The sequence below is a fragment of the Pseudoclavibacter sp. CFCC 13611 genome (assembly GCF_008831225.1).
Taxonomy (GTDB): Bacteria; Actinomycetota; Actinomycetes; order Actinomycetales; family Microbacteriaceae; genus Pseudoclavibacter_A.
On the sequence record NZ_WBKE01000003.1, the window covers coordinates 417,934 to 434,124 of the forward strand.

General features: G+C 66.8%; 11 protein-coding genes and 1 CRISPR repeat array (1 of these 12 only partly in view). Of the genes, 8 read left to right on the forward strand and 3 right to left on the reverse strand.

Features of this window, described 5'->3' with window-relative positions; all coding sequences use genetic code 11:
* Positions 1-670: a CRISPR direct-repeat array (repeat unit 28 nt; unit sequence GAGTTCCCCGCATGCGCGGGGGTGATCC); it begins 3,874 nt to the left of the window's first position.
* A 223-nt stretch (positions 671-893) separates the two neighbouring features.
* The gene (locus tag F8O08_RS10565; protein ID WP_158036938.1) at positions 894-1,172 is read right to left on the reverse strand and encodes a glutaredoxin family protein; all 279 of its coding nucleotides are present in this window, start codon (positions 1,170-1,172) and stop codon (positions 894-896) included.
* A gap of 445 nt (positions 1,173-1,617) precedes the next feature.
* Between F8O08_RS10565 and F8O08_RS10570 the strand changes: the two genes are divergently transcribed.
* Both F8O08_RS10570 and F8O08_RS10580 read left to right on the forward strand, forming a co-directional pair.
* A complete protein-coding gene (locus tag F8O08_RS10570; RefSeq protein ID WP_158036937.1) occupies positions 1,618-2,694 on the forward strand; it encodes an SPFH domain-containing protein in 1,077 nt (358 codons plus the stop codon).
* A gap of 71 nt (positions 2,695-2,765) precedes the next feature.
* A complete protein-coding gene (locus F8O08_RS10580) occupies positions 2,766-3,698 on the forward strand; it encodes an SDR family NAD(P)-dependent oxidoreductase (RefSeq protein WP_225733636.1) in 933 nt (310 codons plus the stop codon).
* A 336-nt stretch (positions 3,699-4,034) separates the two neighbouring features.
* On the opposite strand, the gene F8O08_RS10585 is transcribed toward F8O08_RS10580, so the two are convergent.
* A complete protein-coding gene (locus tag F8O08_RS10585) occupies positions 4,035-6,344 on the reverse strand; it encodes an FAD/NAD(P)-binding protein (RefSeq protein ID WP_158043234.1) in 2,310 nt (769 codons plus the stop codon).
* Positions 6,345-6,468: 124 nt separating this feature from the next.
* Here F8O08_RS10585 and F8O08_RS10590 point away from each other — a divergent pair, with 124 nt between their 5' ends.
* From F8O08_RS10590 to F8O08_RS11090, 5 genes are all read left to right on the forward strand, one after another.
* Positions 6,469-8,127, forward strand: a complete 1,659-nt coding sequence (locus F8O08_RS10590) for a TIGR04028 family ABC transporter substrate-binding protein (protein ID WP_158043235.1) — start codon at positions 6,469-6,471, stop codon at positions 8,125-8,127.
* Between the two features lie 33 nt (positions 8,128-8,160).
* Entirely contained in the window at positions 8,161-9,096 is a 936-nt protein-coding gene (locus F8O08_RS10595) for an ABC transporter permease (RefSeq protein WP_158043236.1), read from the forward strand.
* Complete coding sequence (locus tag F8O08_RS10600) at positions 9,093-9,896, forward strand: ABC transporter permease (protein ID WP_158043237.1); 804 nt, start codon at positions 9,093-9,095, stop codon at positions 9,894-9,896. Before F8O08_RS10595 ends, F8O08_RS10600 begins: the two co-directional genes overlap by 4 nt.
* The gene (locus F8O08_RS10605; RefSeq protein ID WP_158043238.1) at positions 9,893-11,632 is read left to right on the forward strand and encodes a dipeptide ABC transporter ATP-binding protein; all 1,740 of its coding nucleotides are present in this window, start codon (positions 9,893-9,895) and stop codon (positions 11,630-11,632) included. The genes F8O08_RS10600 and F8O08_RS10605 overlap by 4 nt, the downstream gene beginning before the upstream one ends.
* Positions 11,633-11,754: 122 nt before the next feature.
* Positions 11,755-13,197, forward strand: coding sequence for an alkylhydroperoxidase domain protein (locus tag F8O08_RS11090; protein WP_158043239.1), 1,443 nt, complete (start codon positions 11,755-11,757; stop codon positions 13,195-13,197).
* A gap of 289 nt (positions 13,198-13,486) precedes the next feature.
* Here the strand turns inward: F8O08_RS11090 and F8O08_RS10615 are convergent, their stop codons facing one another.
* On the reverse strand, positions 13,487-14,134 hold the full coding sequence (locus F8O08_RS10615; protein WP_225733637.1) for a helix-turn-helix domain-containing protein: 648 nt from the start codon (positions 14,132-14,134) through the stop codon (positions 13,487-13,489).
* 154 nt (positions 14,135-14,288) lie between these two features.
* Between F8O08_RS10615 and F8O08_RS10620 the strand changes: the two genes are divergently transcribed.
* The gene (locus F8O08_RS10620) at positions 14,289-16,154 is read left to right on the forward strand and encodes an FG-GAP repeat domain-containing protein (protein ID WP_158043240.1); all 1,866 of its coding nucleotides are present in this window, start codon (positions 14,289-14,291) and stop codon (positions 16,152-16,154) included.
* Positions 16,155-16,191 lie beyond the last annotated feature (37 nt).

Genomic DNA, 16,191 nt, shown 5'->3' on the forward strand with positions numbered 1-16,191 from the left:
TCCCGCTCAGCATGACACTCGATCACCTCTGCGAGTTCCCCGCATGCGCGGGGGTGATCCCGCGTCTACCAGCAGGTCACGTACCTTCTCCGGGAGTTCCCCGCATGCGCGGGGGTGATCCCGCCTGGGCTTTCGCCTGTGTGGCTGGTCCTGCGAGTTCCCCGCATGCGCGGGGGTGATCCCTGCATCTTCGGCACCGCTGACACTGAGATGATGAGTTCCCCGCATGCGCGGGGGTGATCCTCCGGTGACGCCTTGGTCGAGGAATTGTCTGACGAGTTCCCCGCATGCGCGGGGGTGATCCCGGGCTTCAACCGATGTTGAGTCCGACGAACGCGAGTTCCCCGCATGCGCGGGGGTGATCCGCTGCAGGTCGACACGGCCATGCTAGTCGCGTTGAGTTCCCCGCATGCGCGGGGGTGATCCCGTGTCATCACGATCGACGACACGGACCGGCTGGAGTTCCCCGCATGCGCGGGGGTGGTCCGCGTGCCGTTCCTCTGAACGAAGCAAGGTCGACGAGTTCCCCGCATGCGCGGGGGTGATCCGTGACCGTGGAATACCGGAGCAGCCGAGCGCAGGAGTTCCCCGCATGCGCGGGGGGGATCCCGCCGCCGCACACACCCCACACCCCGCCCAACCGAGTTCCCCGCATGTGCGGCGGTGACCCTCAAACATCACTTGCCCCCCGTGTGCGCGAGGTGAACCCGTGATGAGTCTGTCTGGCGAAATAGGCGCCGTGATACATCGATGATGACGTGACTCATCGGCTTGCTACTAGGTGCTGCTGGTCACAATCTCCATGACTCGGCGACGTTCCCGTGACTGCATCATTCAATGTGCCTTCGGAGGGCAACTGGCTGGTGAACGCTCCCCGTGGCGACGCAACGACCCTACTCGGGCACGACCCCGAGTTCGCGCACTTTGGCTTCGAGCTCGGCATTCGACGGCTCGACCTGGTGGGTGCCGTCGGCGAAGGCGATGACGGGGATGTTGGTGCGGCCACTGATGCGTTTCGCGTCTTCGGCTCGCTCCGGAGTTGCGACGAGGTCGACATAGTCGTAGGTCACGTGAAGGTCATCGAGCAAAGCCTTGGCCCGTCTGCAGTCACCGCACCAGGCGGCACCGAAGAAGGTGATGGGAGATGTGGATGCGGATGTCTCGGAACTCATGGGATCACTTTAGCTCTGTGACCGGTCTGCGCGGAGCCGCCTGTGCTGCCACAGCCACTGAGATCCCCTAGGCGACGAATTGTGCTTCCCGCTGCAGGTTTGATGCCGGAGCTGAGAGCCTCTGAGGCGACCCCCAGCGGTCGCGATAGTTCCGCATCCGTGTCCATGACATCCCTGTCATCGGTGACGACTTGCCTGCGAATGTTTCACGTGAAACGTCACGTTTGGGTGAGTGGTGAATTCGTGCGTCGGATGCGGATGCGGTCGCCGTGCAGGCAGCTGAGCAACGAAAGGACGAAAGGTCGGAGTGGCCTGCACCATCTGTGATCGGAACAGTGCACCAGCACGTTGTCAGAGGGCTTCGGTACAATGTGCGCAACCGCGGTCCGCAGCGTCTCGGCGCGCGAGGCCAGTCATCACCGAAGCCTGAAGGGCAAGTGATCCCATGGGAATCATCGTTCTCGCCGTCGTCATCGTCATCCTGATTCTGCTCGCCTTCGGCACGTTCTTCACCGTGCAGACGCAGACCAACACCATCATCGAACGGTTCGGCCGTTTCGTGCGAATCGCACAACCGGGTCTGAACGTCAAGATCCCACTCATCGAGAAGAAGGCAGGCGTGGTCTCGTTGCGTGTGCAGCAGCTCGACCTGCAGGTCGAGACCAAGACCAAAGACAACGTGTTCGTGCTCGTGCTGGTGTCGGTGCAGTACGCGGTGCTGCCTCAGCGGGTCGCCGACGCGTGGTACCGCCTCGATGATCCCGAGGCTCAGATCAAGAGCTACGTCTTCGACGCGGTGCGGGCCACTGTGCCGAACCTGCAGCTCGACGAGGCGTTCGAGCGCAAAGACGACATCGCGCAGACCGTGGGTGCGGCGCTCGCCGGCGAAATGGGGGAGTTCGGCTACCAGATCATCAAGACGCTGGTCACCGACATCAATCCCGACGCCAGCGTGAAGTCGGCAATGAACCGCATCAACGCCGCTCAGCGCGAACGCGTCGCCGCGCAGGATCTCGCCGAGGCCGATCGCATCCGCGTGGTCACCGAGGCGCGAGCCGAGGCCGAAGCGAAGCAGCTGCAGGGCGAGGGCATCGCGAATCAGCGCAAGGCGATCATCGACGGTCTGCATGCGTCGATCGCCGAGCTGCGACATGAGGGCATCGAAGAGTCTGACGTCATCAACCTGATTCTGCTGACGCAGTACTTCGACACGCTGACCACACTCGGCCGCAACGGCGCGACGACCGTGCTGCTGCCCGGTACCCCCGGCGGAGTCTCGCAGCTTGGCGACGAGATTCGCACCGCACTGCTGACGCAGGATGCCGTGCGCGAGGGGCAGACAGAGCAGCGCGTCGCGCAGAGCCTGGACGAGGCCCGCAATCGTGCGGCCGCCCAGCGAGGCACCCATCGCGACGATCAGTCTGGCGCGGAGCGCGGTGCTCAGCGTGGCAGCGCACGCCGTGACGGCAACTCGGGCGGCGGCTCGAGTGCGGGCGGCACCGGTGAGCCGACAGGTCGCTGATGACGCCCAGCACCGAGCATCGAGATGTCGTGGGGGCAGGTGAGACGGGCGTGACGAGAAAGGCCGCAGAGATGGCAGAGACCGCAACAAACAGCATCCGCGTTGACCTCCCGGTCGCGATCGTCACCGGAGCCACCGGAGGCATGGGGAGGCTCATCGTCGCTGACTTGGCCCGCGACCATCGTGTGATCGCGGTCGGGCGCGACCAGAGCATCCTGCGGCAGCTTGCTCACGAGCACGGGGCCGAGCCGTTTGCCGCTGACCTTGCCGCCGTCTTCGACGCGCGAGTCGCAGCCGAGATGCGTGATGTCGCAGACGGCGCGGCTGGCCGGGAGTCCAGCGGCACATCAGACCGAGCCGATGACGTGGCCAGCGCCGAGGCGAACGGCAGCGGCAGCGGCACCGACAGCATGAGAGGCGAACGCGACGCGATCGCTGAGCTGGCGACCGTCGTCGATCGGGTGGATGTCGTCGTGCATGCCGCAGCCATTGCGCGCCGCAACTCGGTGGCTGACGCGCCGGCCGCAGAGTGGCAGCGGCACTTCTCGCTGAACGTCGGCGCACCGGCGGCGCTCACTGCGGCACTGCTGCCGAAGCTCAGGGCGAGTCACGGTATCGCGGTGTTCATCAACTCGGGGGCAGGGTCGAATCCGCAGCCGGGCAATGCCGTCTATGCCATGTCGAAGCACGCGCTCTTCGGCGTCGTCGACTCGCTGCGCAAAGAAGAGGCCAACGCCGGGGTGCGTGTGACCACGGTGAGCCCGGGCCCGACCGATACGCCGATGCTGCACGAGATGAATCGTGGTGGCACAGGTAGTGCGGGTGCTGAGACCCGTGCAGCAGAGAAAGCGCCGAAGCCGGTCTACGAGATCATCGATCCGGCAGAGATTGCTCGTGCTGTGCGTTTCGTCGTCGATGCCGGGCCATCTACTCAGATCACCAATGTCGACGTGCGCCCGCGCATCGAGCTCGGTGACCGCACGCTCGACGCCTTCGACGCCTGAGCCGTTTCATTGGTCTGTGTGTCTGTGTGTCTGTGGGGTCTGCGCCGTCGGATGGGCTGATCAGGGGCCAGCCTGTGCGCACATCGGCGTCGAGACATGGCAAATGTCGTCGTAGCTCATCGAGACATGCCAAGTTCCATGTTTGGATGCGGTGACCGAGCATTTGCCATGGCTCGATGGAGGCTGGCGGCGGGAACGGTGTTAGCGGCAGCGGGAATCGGGAACAGCGCTGGCGGCAGCGGGAACCGGGAACAGTGCTGGCGGCGGCGAAACGATGCAGGGCAGTCTTGCCCTGAGCCCTGAGCCCTGAGCCCCCGACCCGCAGCCCCGCAGCCCCTACAGCCCCTGTGCCACCAGACTGCGAGCCACGCGATCGGTCTCGCGCAGCATCGTCGGATCGGTGCCGGGCATCGGGCTGATCACCGCGTCGCCGAGCAGCTCGTTGAGCGGGATGCCCGCCACGTGCACCCGCGCATCGAGTTCGCCGTCGGCATGCACGACCAAGCCCGTCGCCACATCGATATCGGGGGCGATGCCTTCAAGACGAGTGCCGTCGGCGCGGCGCAGCTCATGCGGGCGCACGCGAGCATCCGCACGCAGGCTCGAGAGCAGCGGGTCTGCCGAGATGCGCACGTCGGGGGAGTGCATCCACGCGTCGATCAGCGTGCGGGCGCGAAGAGGCGTGCCGCCGGTGGTGGGCGAGCGCAGCTCGAACGCGGGCCCCTGCGAGTCGCCTCCTTCGTCGATCGTCAGTGTGGGGTGCGCCCCGACGAAGTGCACCAGACCGGCGTCGATCAGCGCGAGCAGCTGACGGCTGCGGAACGCGGGCGGCCCCGATCCGATCATGCCGCCGAAGCTCATCAGGTCGTGGTAGCGGCCGCAGCGCGACTCCCAAGTGAAGCGCCCACCGCGACCGAGCACCGACGAGGGCTTGCGTGCGGCGCTGAACGCCCAAAGGCCCGCCTTGATCGGGCTGTCCAGGCCGAGTTCGGCCTCGTGCAGGTCGCCGACCAGACGATTGCCGATCAGCTGCGTGAGCGCTTCGACGGCGGATGCGACATCGTGCCTGTCGGCGGAGGACGCCTCGGTCTGTGGTGCGTTGGCCTGTGGTGCAGTGTCGATGCCTGCCAGGGGAGCGATCAGGCGATCCGGATGGAACCGGTCGTCTTCGTTCGGAATCACCGGCGCCAGCGCAGCGTCGAGCGCGGCGAACTCGGCCGGGGTGGTGTCGATCAGGTGGACGATCTCGGTGAGGTCGACGAGCAGAGCCTGCGGGCGCACCCGCGCCAGCGTGCGGGCGTGCGCCTCATAGGCGTCGCGCACGATCGCGGGCCACACCTCGGCGTCGAAGTCGATGCTGCCGACGAGACGGCCGGTCTGGGCCTCGGCCGCCGCCTCGTTCTCGAGCCGACGGACGACCGCGCCGAGCCGATGCAGGTCGGCCTTCGGCGGCAGCGAGTGGTACTCCGACTTCGGCAGGAACGGATACCCGCGCGTCGACGAGACGAGCAGCTTCGGCTCGCGGCCGCCGGCCACGTAGGTGAGCCCCGACCGCGTCTCGGGGGTCACCTCGAACCGCCCGCCCCGCTCGATTGTGAGCAGCGCCATCGCGTCGAAGAACCCCATGCCCGTGCCGCGCACGAGGGCGGTCTCGCCGCCGGGCACGTTCTCGAGCGGCTGGTCGATCGGGTTGTCCGGGGCGATCCAGACCAGCTCCGGGTGCCAGTGCGTCGCCAGGCGCAGGGCCTCTTCCTCGACGGTGGGCGCGTTGCGCAGCCAGCCGCCCGAGATCACGGTCGCCGTGGCGCGGATGCGCTCGCCGTCGCTGAGCGTGAGGATGTCGGCGTCATCGCCGGCGATTTCACCGATGCCGGCCGCTTCGGCCCCTGCAGCGGCGAGACCGACGACGCGAGCATGGTGGCGGTGCACCTGTACGTTGTCGGGCAGCCAGGCGAGGGCGACGTCCAGGCACCAGCGGATGTACTCGCCATAGAGCGCACGCGTCGGGTTCGACTCGGGGCGTGTGCGGGCCATCTCGTCGAGCACCGGCGACAGCGCGGTCAGATCGGCCGGATGCTCCACCCAGACGCGTCGATGCGCTTCAGAAATCTGTGCGAGCTGCTCACCGTGCAGCGCATGCGTCGGATGCGGTGCGTGCGCCGTGCCCGTGTCGCTCGCATCGTGTTCGTGTGCGGCGAACCCGGCCGCAGCATCCGCCGAGACGAAGGGGTCGGCCGAGGTGGCATCCCCGGTCGCCGCGATGCCCGCACGGCGTGCGGCGTCGAGCGCGAGCAGCACCCATTCGTACATCGTGGGCCCCTCGCGAACCGGCCCCTCGACGGTCGCGCCGGGCTCGGTGAAGAGCGTTACGGCACCTGCGAGCGTGTTCATGCACAGTGTGCGCGTCTGATCGGTGCGCCAGATGCGACCGGCGCCCAGCTGCTGATCGTCGACGAGGTGCAGATCGATCGGGGCTGGGGTGTCTGCCGGGTGTGCGCTCTGCGCGACGCTGATGGCGGCACCCAGACGCTCGATCAGCGAGACGCCGCGAGGGCCGACGCCGACGACGGCGATGGATGCGCGAGAGGCGGAGGCCGGGCGAGTCTCGGCCGCGCGTGAAGAGAGGAGGGGATTCGTGGTGTGCACTGAAGAACCTTACGTACGCGTCGAAACCCAGTGTCGCACTGTTTCAGTTTGTGACGTGAAAGGTGGCGCGATCGAACGCTGTCGGGTGAACTATGTCAGTTCCCCCGATATCGAAGGAGTCACCATGCGCACCTCTCGTCTGCGTCGCGCACTGCTCGCATCAGCTGCAGTCGCCGCTTCTGTCTCACTGCTCGCCGGATGCTCGTCGGGTGGCTCTGGGACCTCTCAGCAAGCCGGTGACCCGAAGACCGGTGGCACACTGACCTATCTCGAGCCGCAGACGTTCACGGGTCTCTACCCACCCGCGGCCGGCTTCTACCCCAACGGCGGCATCGTCAACAACATCACTGACCGTCTGCTCTATCAGGATCCCCAGACGCTCGAGCTGAAGCCGTGGATCGCCACGGATCTTCCCGAAATCAACGCCGACGCCACCGAGTACACGTTCAAACTGCGCGAGGGCGTGACCTACTCCGACGGCACTCCGCTCGATGCCGCGAACGTGGTGAAGAACTTCGATCTGTTCGGTAAGGGCGACAAGACGCGCAAACTGACGGCGTCAGAGCAGATCAACAACTACGACCATGGTGAGGTCGTCGACGATCACACGGTCAAGTTCCACTTCACCGCGCCGGCTCCCGGTTTCGAACAGGCGACATCGACGCTGAACGCGGGTCTGCTCGCCAACGCCACACTCGACAAATCGAATGAGGATTTCGGCCCTGGTCACGCCACCGACATCATCACATCGGGCCCCTTCGTGGTCGCAGACGAGCAAGTGGGCACCCAGCTCACGCTGAAGGCTCGCGACGACTACAACTGGGCCCCGCCGTCAGCAGAGCACCAGGGTCGCCCATACCTCGACCAGATCAACTTCGTGCTCGCCGGTGAAGACAGCGTGCGCGTCGGCTCGGTCGTCGCAGGCCAGGCCGACGTCGCCCGCCAGATCGAAGCCCCCGACGAGGCCCAGATCACCGGCGCTGGACTGCAGCTCGTTGCCGCCAGCACGAACGGAGTCAACAACGGTCTGAACTTCCGCTTCCGCGACTCTCGTCTGAGCGACATTCGCGTGCGCCAGGCGATCATCGCCGGCATCGACCGTCAGAACATCGTTGATTCGCTGTTCACCGGTTCGTACCCGCTGGCGACCTCGTCGCTGGCGAAGAGCGCTGCCGGATACAAAGACCAGTCGTCGAACTACGTGTACGACCAGGACAAGGCGAAGCAGCTGCTCGACGAGGCCGGTTGGGCGCCGGGGGCCGACGGCATTCGTCAGAAAGACGGCCAGCGCCTGTCTCTGACGTTCAATGAGGCGCTGCCGCAGCCGCGCTCGAAAGAGGTCGTCACCAAGATTCAGGAGCAGCTCAAGCAGATCGGCATCGAGGTTGAGCTCTATCAGGGCGATCAGGCTGCGCAGACCGCTGCATCGCTCGATCAGGACACCGTGCAGGTGTACCACTCAATGGTCGGTCGTGCCGACTACGACGTGATCAAGAGCCAGTTCGCCGGCGACAACCGCAACACGCTGCTGAACCTGAACAAGACTGACGGCAGCTACGGCGACGCGCACCTGGAGCAGCTGCTGCAGGACGTCGCGTCGAAGCCCACCGCTCCGGAGCGCGAGGCCGCCAGCCAGGCGGTGCAGGACTACCTCAGCGAGCAGGCCTACGTGCTGCCCATCTTCGAAGAGCCGCAGGTCTTCGGCCTGCAGTCGTACGTGCAGGGCTTCAAGACCGAGGCCGTGGGCCGACCGGACTTCTACAGCACCTGGCTGAACAAGTAGAGCTGAACACAGACAAGTGGTGAATCGCCTCAGATGAGTTACATTCTGCGTCGTGCCGGGCAGGCGCTGCTGGTGCTGCTGGCCGCATACACCGTGGCCTTCGTGCTGCTAGCCGCCCTGCCCGGAGACGCCGTAGTGGCCCGCTACGCCAGCCCCGAACTCGGGCTCTCGCCCGAACAGCTGGCTGACATCCGCGGGTCGTACGGTGCCGATCAGCCGGTCTGGCTGCGCTATCTGATCTCGCTCGGCGGGTTTCTGACCGGTCAGCTCGGCTACTCGGTGCAGACCGGGTCGGCGGTGACGACGATGCTCTCAGAGGCCCTGCCCTCGACGCTGCTGCTCGCGCTGTTGGGCTTCGCGCTCGCCGTGCTGCTGGCCGTGACGATCGCCTTCACCTCGACGTTCGGAGCGTTCGCCTGGTTGCGCCGCATCTTTCGCACGCTGCCGCCGCTGTTCGTCTCGGTGCCGGTGTTCTGGATCGGCATCATCCTCATCCAGGTGCTCTCGTTCCAGCTCAAGCTGATTCCGCTGATCGGCGCAAGCGGCCCGCAGTCGCTGGTGATGCCGGTGCTCACCCTGTCGATTCCGATCGCCGCCCCGCTCGCGCAGGTGCTCATTCGCAGCATCGACGAGGTCAGGGTGCAGCCCTTCGTCACTGTGGTGCGCGCTCGCGGCGCGAGCACCAGCTGGGTGCTCTGGCGCAATGTCGCGAAGAACGCGCTGCTGCCGACCATGACCATCGCAGGCCTGCTCTTCGGCGAGCTGATCGGCGGCGCGGTCGTCACCGAGACCGTCTTCGGTCGCGCCGGCATCGGCCAGATCACCGCACAGGCAGTCGCCAACCGAGACACTCCGGTGCTGATGGCCGTGGTCATCATCTCGGCAGCCGTGTTCGTGATCATCAACCTGATCGTCGATCTGCTCTACCCGGTCTTCGACGCTCGTCTGCGCAAGGAGGTGCGGTCATGAAACGCATCTGGCGCACACCCACAGTGCTGCTCTCGCTGCTGGTGCTGTTCATCGCGGTGCTCTGGGCCGTCATGCCGGGTCTCTTCGCCCCCGGTGACCCGACCGTGGCATCCGGCGTCTCGCTGCAGGCCCCCAGCGCCCAGCACTGGTTCGGCACCGATCAGACCGGCCGCGATCTCTATACGCGCGTCGTGCACGGCGCCGTGCAGTCGCTCAGCGGTGCGCTGATCGCCGTGCTGGTCGGCCTCGTCGTCGGCAGCCTGATCGGTCTGTTCGCGGGTGCCCGCGGCGGGGCGGTGGATGCCGTGCTCATGCGCATCGTCGACGTGCTGCTGTCGATTCCGGGTCTGCTGCTGTCGCTCAGCGTGATCATTCTGCTGGGCTTCGGCACGACCAACGCCGCCATCGCGGTGGGCGTCACCTCGGTGGCCACGTTCGCACGGCTGGCGCGCTCGCGGGTGATGCAGGTGCGTGCGAGCGAGTACGTCGAGGCGGCCTACGGCAGCGGCGGCACCTTCGGCACCGTGCTGCTCAGGCACATTCTGCCCAACTCGCTGGCCCCGGTGCTGGCTCTCGCGGCGCTGCAGTTCGGCAGCGCGATTCTGCAGATCTCGACTCTGGGCTTTCTGGGCTATGGCGCTCCGCCGCCCACGCCTGAGTGGGGGCTGCTGATCGCCGAGGGGCGCAACTACGTGGCCACCGCCTGGTGGCTCACCGTGCTGCCGGGCATCGTCGTGCTGCTGGTCGTGCTGGCCACCAACCGACTGAGCCAGGCCATTCAGAAGGGAGCGGATCAATGAGCGACCTGCTGAACATCTCTGACCTCGCGGTGCGCTACCGCACTCGCAGCGGACACATCGACGCCCTGCACGGCATCGACCTCAGCGTGCGCGCCGGTGAGGTGACCGCCGTCGTCGGCGAGTCAGGCTCGGGCAAGTCGACCACGGCGCAGGCCGTGATGGGCCTGCTGCCGACGAACGCCGAGCTGGTGCGCGGCACCATCACTCTGGGCCCCGACCTGCGCGTGGGCGATCAGGTGAGCATGGACAGACCCGAAGACGGTGCCGCGGTGCGTGCGACGTCGTCGGTGCTCTCCGACCTCGGGCCGCGCGAATGGCGTGCGGTGCGCGGGCGTCAGATCGGCCTGATTCCGCAGGATCCGAACAACTCGCTCAACCCCGTCAAGCGCATCGGCGAGACGGTGTCAGAGGCCCTGCGCATCCACCGCTGGAAGGATCGGGACGCCCGAAACCGGCGCGTGTTCGAGCTGCTTGAGCGCGTCGGCATCGACCAGCCGGATCTGCGCGCGAGACAATACCCGCACGAGCTCAGCGGCGGCATGAAGCAGCGTGTGCTCATCGCCGCGGCCATCGCGCTGCAGCCGCGTCTGATCATCGCCGACGAGCCCACCAGCGCGCTCGATGTGACCGTGCAGCAGCGCATTCTCGATCTGCTCGACGAACTGCGTTCGCAGGACGGCACCGGCATCCTCTTCATCACTCATGATCTCGCCGTCGCCGGTGATCGTGCCGACCAGGTCGTGGTCATGCAGCACGGCGAAGTGCGCGAGCACGGTTCGGCGGTGCAGGTGCTCTCGAACCCTCAGCACGCCTACACCCGACAGCTGCTCGATGACGCGCCCTCGTTCGCGCACATCACCGAGGCCGTGCACTGGAAGCGTCCGGCTGTGACGTCGCCCGATTCCTCGGCGACCGCGGCGGCGGATGCTCCGCTGCTGCGCGTCGAACACCTGCGTCAAGAGTTCGGTGGCGGGCGTGGCAAGGAGCCCTTCGTCGCGGTCGACGACGTGTCGTTCGCCGTGCGGGCGGGCACCACGCATGCGCTCGTGGGGGAGTCCGGCTCGGGCAAGACCACGACGGGCCGCAGCATCGCCGGCTTCAACGCTCCGACCTCGGGCAGCATCCTCTTCGACGGATCTGACATTCTCGGGCTGGACCGCAAGGCGCGCCGACAGCTGCGCCGAGACATCCAGCTCGTCTATCAGAACCCGTACAGCTCGCTCGACCCGAAGCAGACGATCGGCGACATCATCGCCGAGCCGTTGGCCAACTTCGGCATCGGCGACAAAGCGTCGCGGCGGCGCAGCGCCGCCGAGCAGCTCGACCTGGTGGCGCTGCCTCAGGACGCCCTCGAACGCCGCCCGCGCGAGCTCAGCGGCGGCCAGCTGCAGCGCGTGGCCATCGCGCGTGCCTTAGTGCTGCAGCCGCGGCTTATCGTGCTCGATGAGGCGGTCTCAGCGCTCGACGTCACTGTGCAGGCGCAGATTCTGCGGCTGCTCTCGAAGCTGCAGCAGGAGCTTGCCCTGACCTATGTCTTCATCTCGCACGACCTCGCCGTCGTGCAGCAGATCTCAGACACGGTGAGCGTGCTCAGCCATGGCCGGCAGGTCGAGGCCGGTACCACGGAGCGCATCTTCGCGAATCCCGAGACCGAGTACACTCAGCAGCTCATCGCGGCGATCCCAGGACGTCGCCTGCCCTTCACGAAGAGTGTTTCACGTGAAACACTCGAGTGAGCATGGCTGCGTGACCGCTGTGACCCTGCCCGAGTGAGCCACGGCACAGCACGACCCAGCATCAGACCAGCGCACGACTTCGCCGCACCGGCACCGCAGCATCCCCGAGACAAGGAACGATCATGACTGAACCGAACGTCGACATCATCGACCAGCTGGCCGGCATCACGCCCGGCAGCGCTCTCGACGAGCTGCGCAGCCATCGGCAGCAGGCGCGCGAGAACGCTCAGCGCAGTTTCGCGGCTCTGCTCGAGCCCGAGCAGCCCGGCACGTTCGGCTACGACGAGCGCTATGCGGTAGCGACGCTGGTGGCTGGTCTGCACGGCTTCGACGAGGCCAGCAGCTTCTATCGCGATCTGCTCTCTGACGCGATCGAAGACGAGACCGCGGTCAAGCGGCTGTCGGGCATCATCGACGAGGTCGTGACGAACAACCGTGTGCAGGGGCCGTTCGGCATCTATCGCGAGCCGCAGCTGGCGAACGAGAATCGTCCCGGCCCCGACCTGCGTCTGACCGACGAGCAGCGCGATGCCCTCGGTGCGCGTCTGTCGACTGCTTTCCAGCTTGCGCAGATTCTGGTACTGCACCCGCGTGACTCGCGACCCGAGATGCTCGTGCCGCTCAGCGAGGCCGGATGGTCGACCACCGACCTGGTCAGTCTGGAGCAGCTCATCGCCTTTCTCGCGTTCCAGCTGCGCAGCGCATGGGGGCTGCGGGCGCTGGCCGGTACGGTTCCGGCTCCGGCATCCGCCATCGCGCCCGACGCGGCGCCGCCGGGGTCGGTTGCGACCGATGAGAACGCCGACGTGATCGCGCTCACCGACGAGGCGCACGCAGCAGCGGTGGATGCCACGGGCGAGCCCGCATCGCTGCCGGCTGACACGCTGGGCACGGTCGGTACGCCGGTGCACATCTATCCCGAGCTCGCTCGGCCGACGCACTTCGTGCAGCATTCGCTGGGCTGGGTGCCGTGGCTTGAGCCGCTCGCCGAAGACGAGCTCACTGATCGGCACCGCGAGGCGCTGGTGGAGGATCTGCGCGCGAAGAACCCGTACTTCCGGCTCTTGGTGCGTGACCCCGATGCCCTCGAGGCGCGCACGCTGACCGACATGGACATCTTCTTCAACGTCGACGACGGCATCGGCCGGGCCGAGCGCGAGCTCTCGGCGACGGTGACCTCGCGAGTGAACGGCTGTGTCTACTGCGCTTCGGTGCATTCGGCCCGGGCCAGTCACGAGTCGGAGGCCGCCGGGGCTTCACGCCAGGCCGACGTGCAGCGTCTGCTCGATCGAGGCGTGGGGGCCGGTGCGCTGAACGGGGGAGCTGCCACCGACCTGGGTGACGACCTCTGGAACGCCATCGAGCGCGCCTCGGCGGTGCTCACGCTCAGCCCGCTCGAGTTCGGCGAGGCCGATGTCGACGTGCTGCGCACGGCTGGTCTCGACGATCTGCAGGTGATCGACATCATCAACGGCGCTGCGTTCTTCAACTGGGCGAACCGGCTGATGCTCGGTCTCGGCGAGCCCGAGGTGCCGAAGCGCTTTCTCGACCAGCACCAGGCCTAGCGCGATGGCACCACGCGACTGCGCAGCGTGACTGTGTAGTGTGACGGCGCAGCGTGACTGTGCAGCGTGACTGTGCAGCGACATTTGTGGTTAGAGCGCTGGTTTGCCACGAATTTCGCTACACAGGTGCGGCGGCTGAGGCGGCTGGGGCGGCTGAGGCGGATGCGTGGCTGCGGTGGCTGGGGTGGCTGCAGTGGTCGCTCGGGTCTGGGCTGCTGCGTGGGGGCCGGCTGCAGAGGGGGCCGCAAGCGCGGCGAGTGGGGTGAAGGCGCGTGGCAGGAACACCCGGTCAGACGAGCGGAGTGGTGATTACCAGCACGGCTTCGACCGGGCCACTCACCGCGCGGTAGGTGTGCGGGCAATCGCTGACCCACTCCAGGTTCTGCCCCGCTGAGGCTTCGCGCTCCTCACCCTCACGACCCGCGCGCAGCATCCCGGTGAGCACCTGCACGTGTTCGACGACGCCGGGGCCGTGTGCAGGGGAGCGGCGAGAGGCCCCACTGTCGAGGTGCAGTCGGTACACCTCGATCGTGACCTGTGCGCTGCTGTCGCTGTCGACCCCGATGACGTCAGTGTCGAGCAGCCGCACCGAGACCCCCGGGCCCCCGACTGACGAGCCGGCTCGAGCATCCAGCAACAGGGCAAGCGGAGCTCCCAGCGCACCCGCGAGCGCATAGAGGGTCGCGAGCGTCGGGTTGCGCTGGCCGTTCTCCAGCTGCGAGAGGGAGGCCACTCCGACGCCGGACGCCTCGGCCAGCGCTCGCAGCGACATCGCGCGTTCGCTGCGCAGGCTGCGGATGCGTTCGCCGATTGCAGCGAGGTCTGGCAGAACGGCTGCCGCTGGTTCACGGCTCTGCGGCAATGCGCCACCTGACGCAGGAACCATGCGCGTCTGCGCCGCACGGCCCGGCGGAGGGGTCGTCGCACGGGAGGTCATGCTCGCAGTCTAGCGACGGCAGACACAGAGAGGTCACCTGTTGAAAGAGAGTGCGGCCTTGCCAAGGTCATGCTAATCTCTCACGGTTGTGCTTGTGCTTGTGCTTGCAGGCAACGCCCATGCGAGATCTCGAACCCCCGTAGAGAGCAGTCAAATGACGAAGACGTCTATCATCCCCGCACGTTCGCGTGCTCGAACGCTGACCTGTGCCGCGCTGGCGGTGGCGCTCGGCAGCGCAGTGCCCGCAAGTATGCCGCAGGCGGCATATGCTGCAGCAGCCGCCGTCGACGTGACACATGACGCGACGATTGTCGGGCAGGAGTCGACGGGCTTCGGCGCCACGATGTCGCAGGTTCGATGTGACGTCAACGGCAATGGCCGGCCAGACCTGGGCATCGGCAACTTCGCGATGTTCGGCTACGGCGACGCCGAGTCCAGTGCCGCGTACGTGCTGCTCGACGACACTGCGAGTGCTGCAGAGAGCGGCTCTTCGGTGACCGACCTCCGCCCCGTGCGCATCAACGACAGCGACTGGGGCACCGGATCGGATCTTCGCTGTGCCGGTGATGTCAATGCAGACGGCTATGACGATCTCGCCGTGGTGCGGCAGGGCAGGTCGCTCAGCATCGTCTTCGGAGCAGCAGATTTCGGCGACGTGGCACTCGATGATCTCGGCGAACGCGGACGAACGGTGACCGGATCGATCACGCGCGCGATTGGCGTCGGTGACGTCGATGGCGACGGGTTCGATGAAATCGGTGTCACTGACACGCGGGGCCGAATCACTGTGCTCAGCGCCGACGGCCTGCCGCAGACCAGTGCACTCGACGAGCTCGACGCCCCGGTGATCTCAGGCGATCCCGACAGCATCGATCTCGTCTCTGCGGTGTCAGCCGGTGATGCGAACGGCGACGGCCGTGACGATCTGCTGGTCGGGTCGGCCTCGTGGTCGATGCCTGGCGTGCAGAGTTTCGCGACGGGGGTGAACTGGGTGCTGACTGACGTTCGGCAGTCTGTGCAGGTGGGGGCAGGTGCGGTGCCCGGCTATCGGATCGAAGGGCCCAAGCGCGGCTATGACCTGTTGGGAGGATCGGCGGTCTCCATCGGCGACATCAACGCCGACGGCTTCGACGATGTGATGCTGGGCGGCGACTCCGACGCCCCGAAGACCGGCAGCGCCGTCGTCGTGCTCGGCTCAGACTCCGACGCCCCGGTCACGACCGACCCGGAAGCGACTGCGGGATTCAGCGTGCGCACGGCTGACGAATCGGGCGTTCAGACCCAACGCGGCTGGTGGCTCAACGGCATCGCCTCTGATGATCACTTCGGTCATGCAGTTGGCGCTGCACGCATGCAGAATCGGTCGATGCTGCTGGTCGGCGGTATGGATGGGTCACCCAGCGGAGATCTGGACGGCGCCGGATACGCGGTCGCGCTCGATTCGCACGCACTGGTGACGGGTGCCCTGCCGACTTCGACGACGGGTGTGCTGAATGCCGCCGATCTTGTGAACGCCGACGAGGCGGTCCCCGGGGCTGCGGTGATCATGGGCACCGGCGCGGGCGAGCACCTTGGGAGGTCGTTCGCCGACCTCACTGAGGACCCTGCCCGACAGAGCACTACGGTGCAGTTCGCAATCGGTGCCCCCGCGCTCTTCACCTGGGACGACACCAGGCCCTCGGTGCGCGTCGTGTCGCTCAAGGTCGAGTCTGCGGTCACGCCGGTCGACCCTACGCCGGTCGATCCGGAGCCCACAGACCCGGAGCCCACAGACCCGGAACCCACAGGCCCGGCTCCGACAGACCCGGCTCCCACGAATCCGGCACAGACGCCCGCGAACGATGTGGCCGAGGCGAGTCACGGCGGAGCACCGTCTGAGACGGCAGCCGAAACCTCAAACGATGCGTTGGCGCACACCGGCGGAAGCGGAGAGTGGGTGTGGCCCTGCCTCGGTGCAGCCGGCGTCGCGCTGACGATCGGACTCTGCGTCATGCTGCTGCGGCGTCGCGTCAGCGAGTAGCACCGGCTGTCGGCGCACCGCCTTCGCCAGTGCTGTG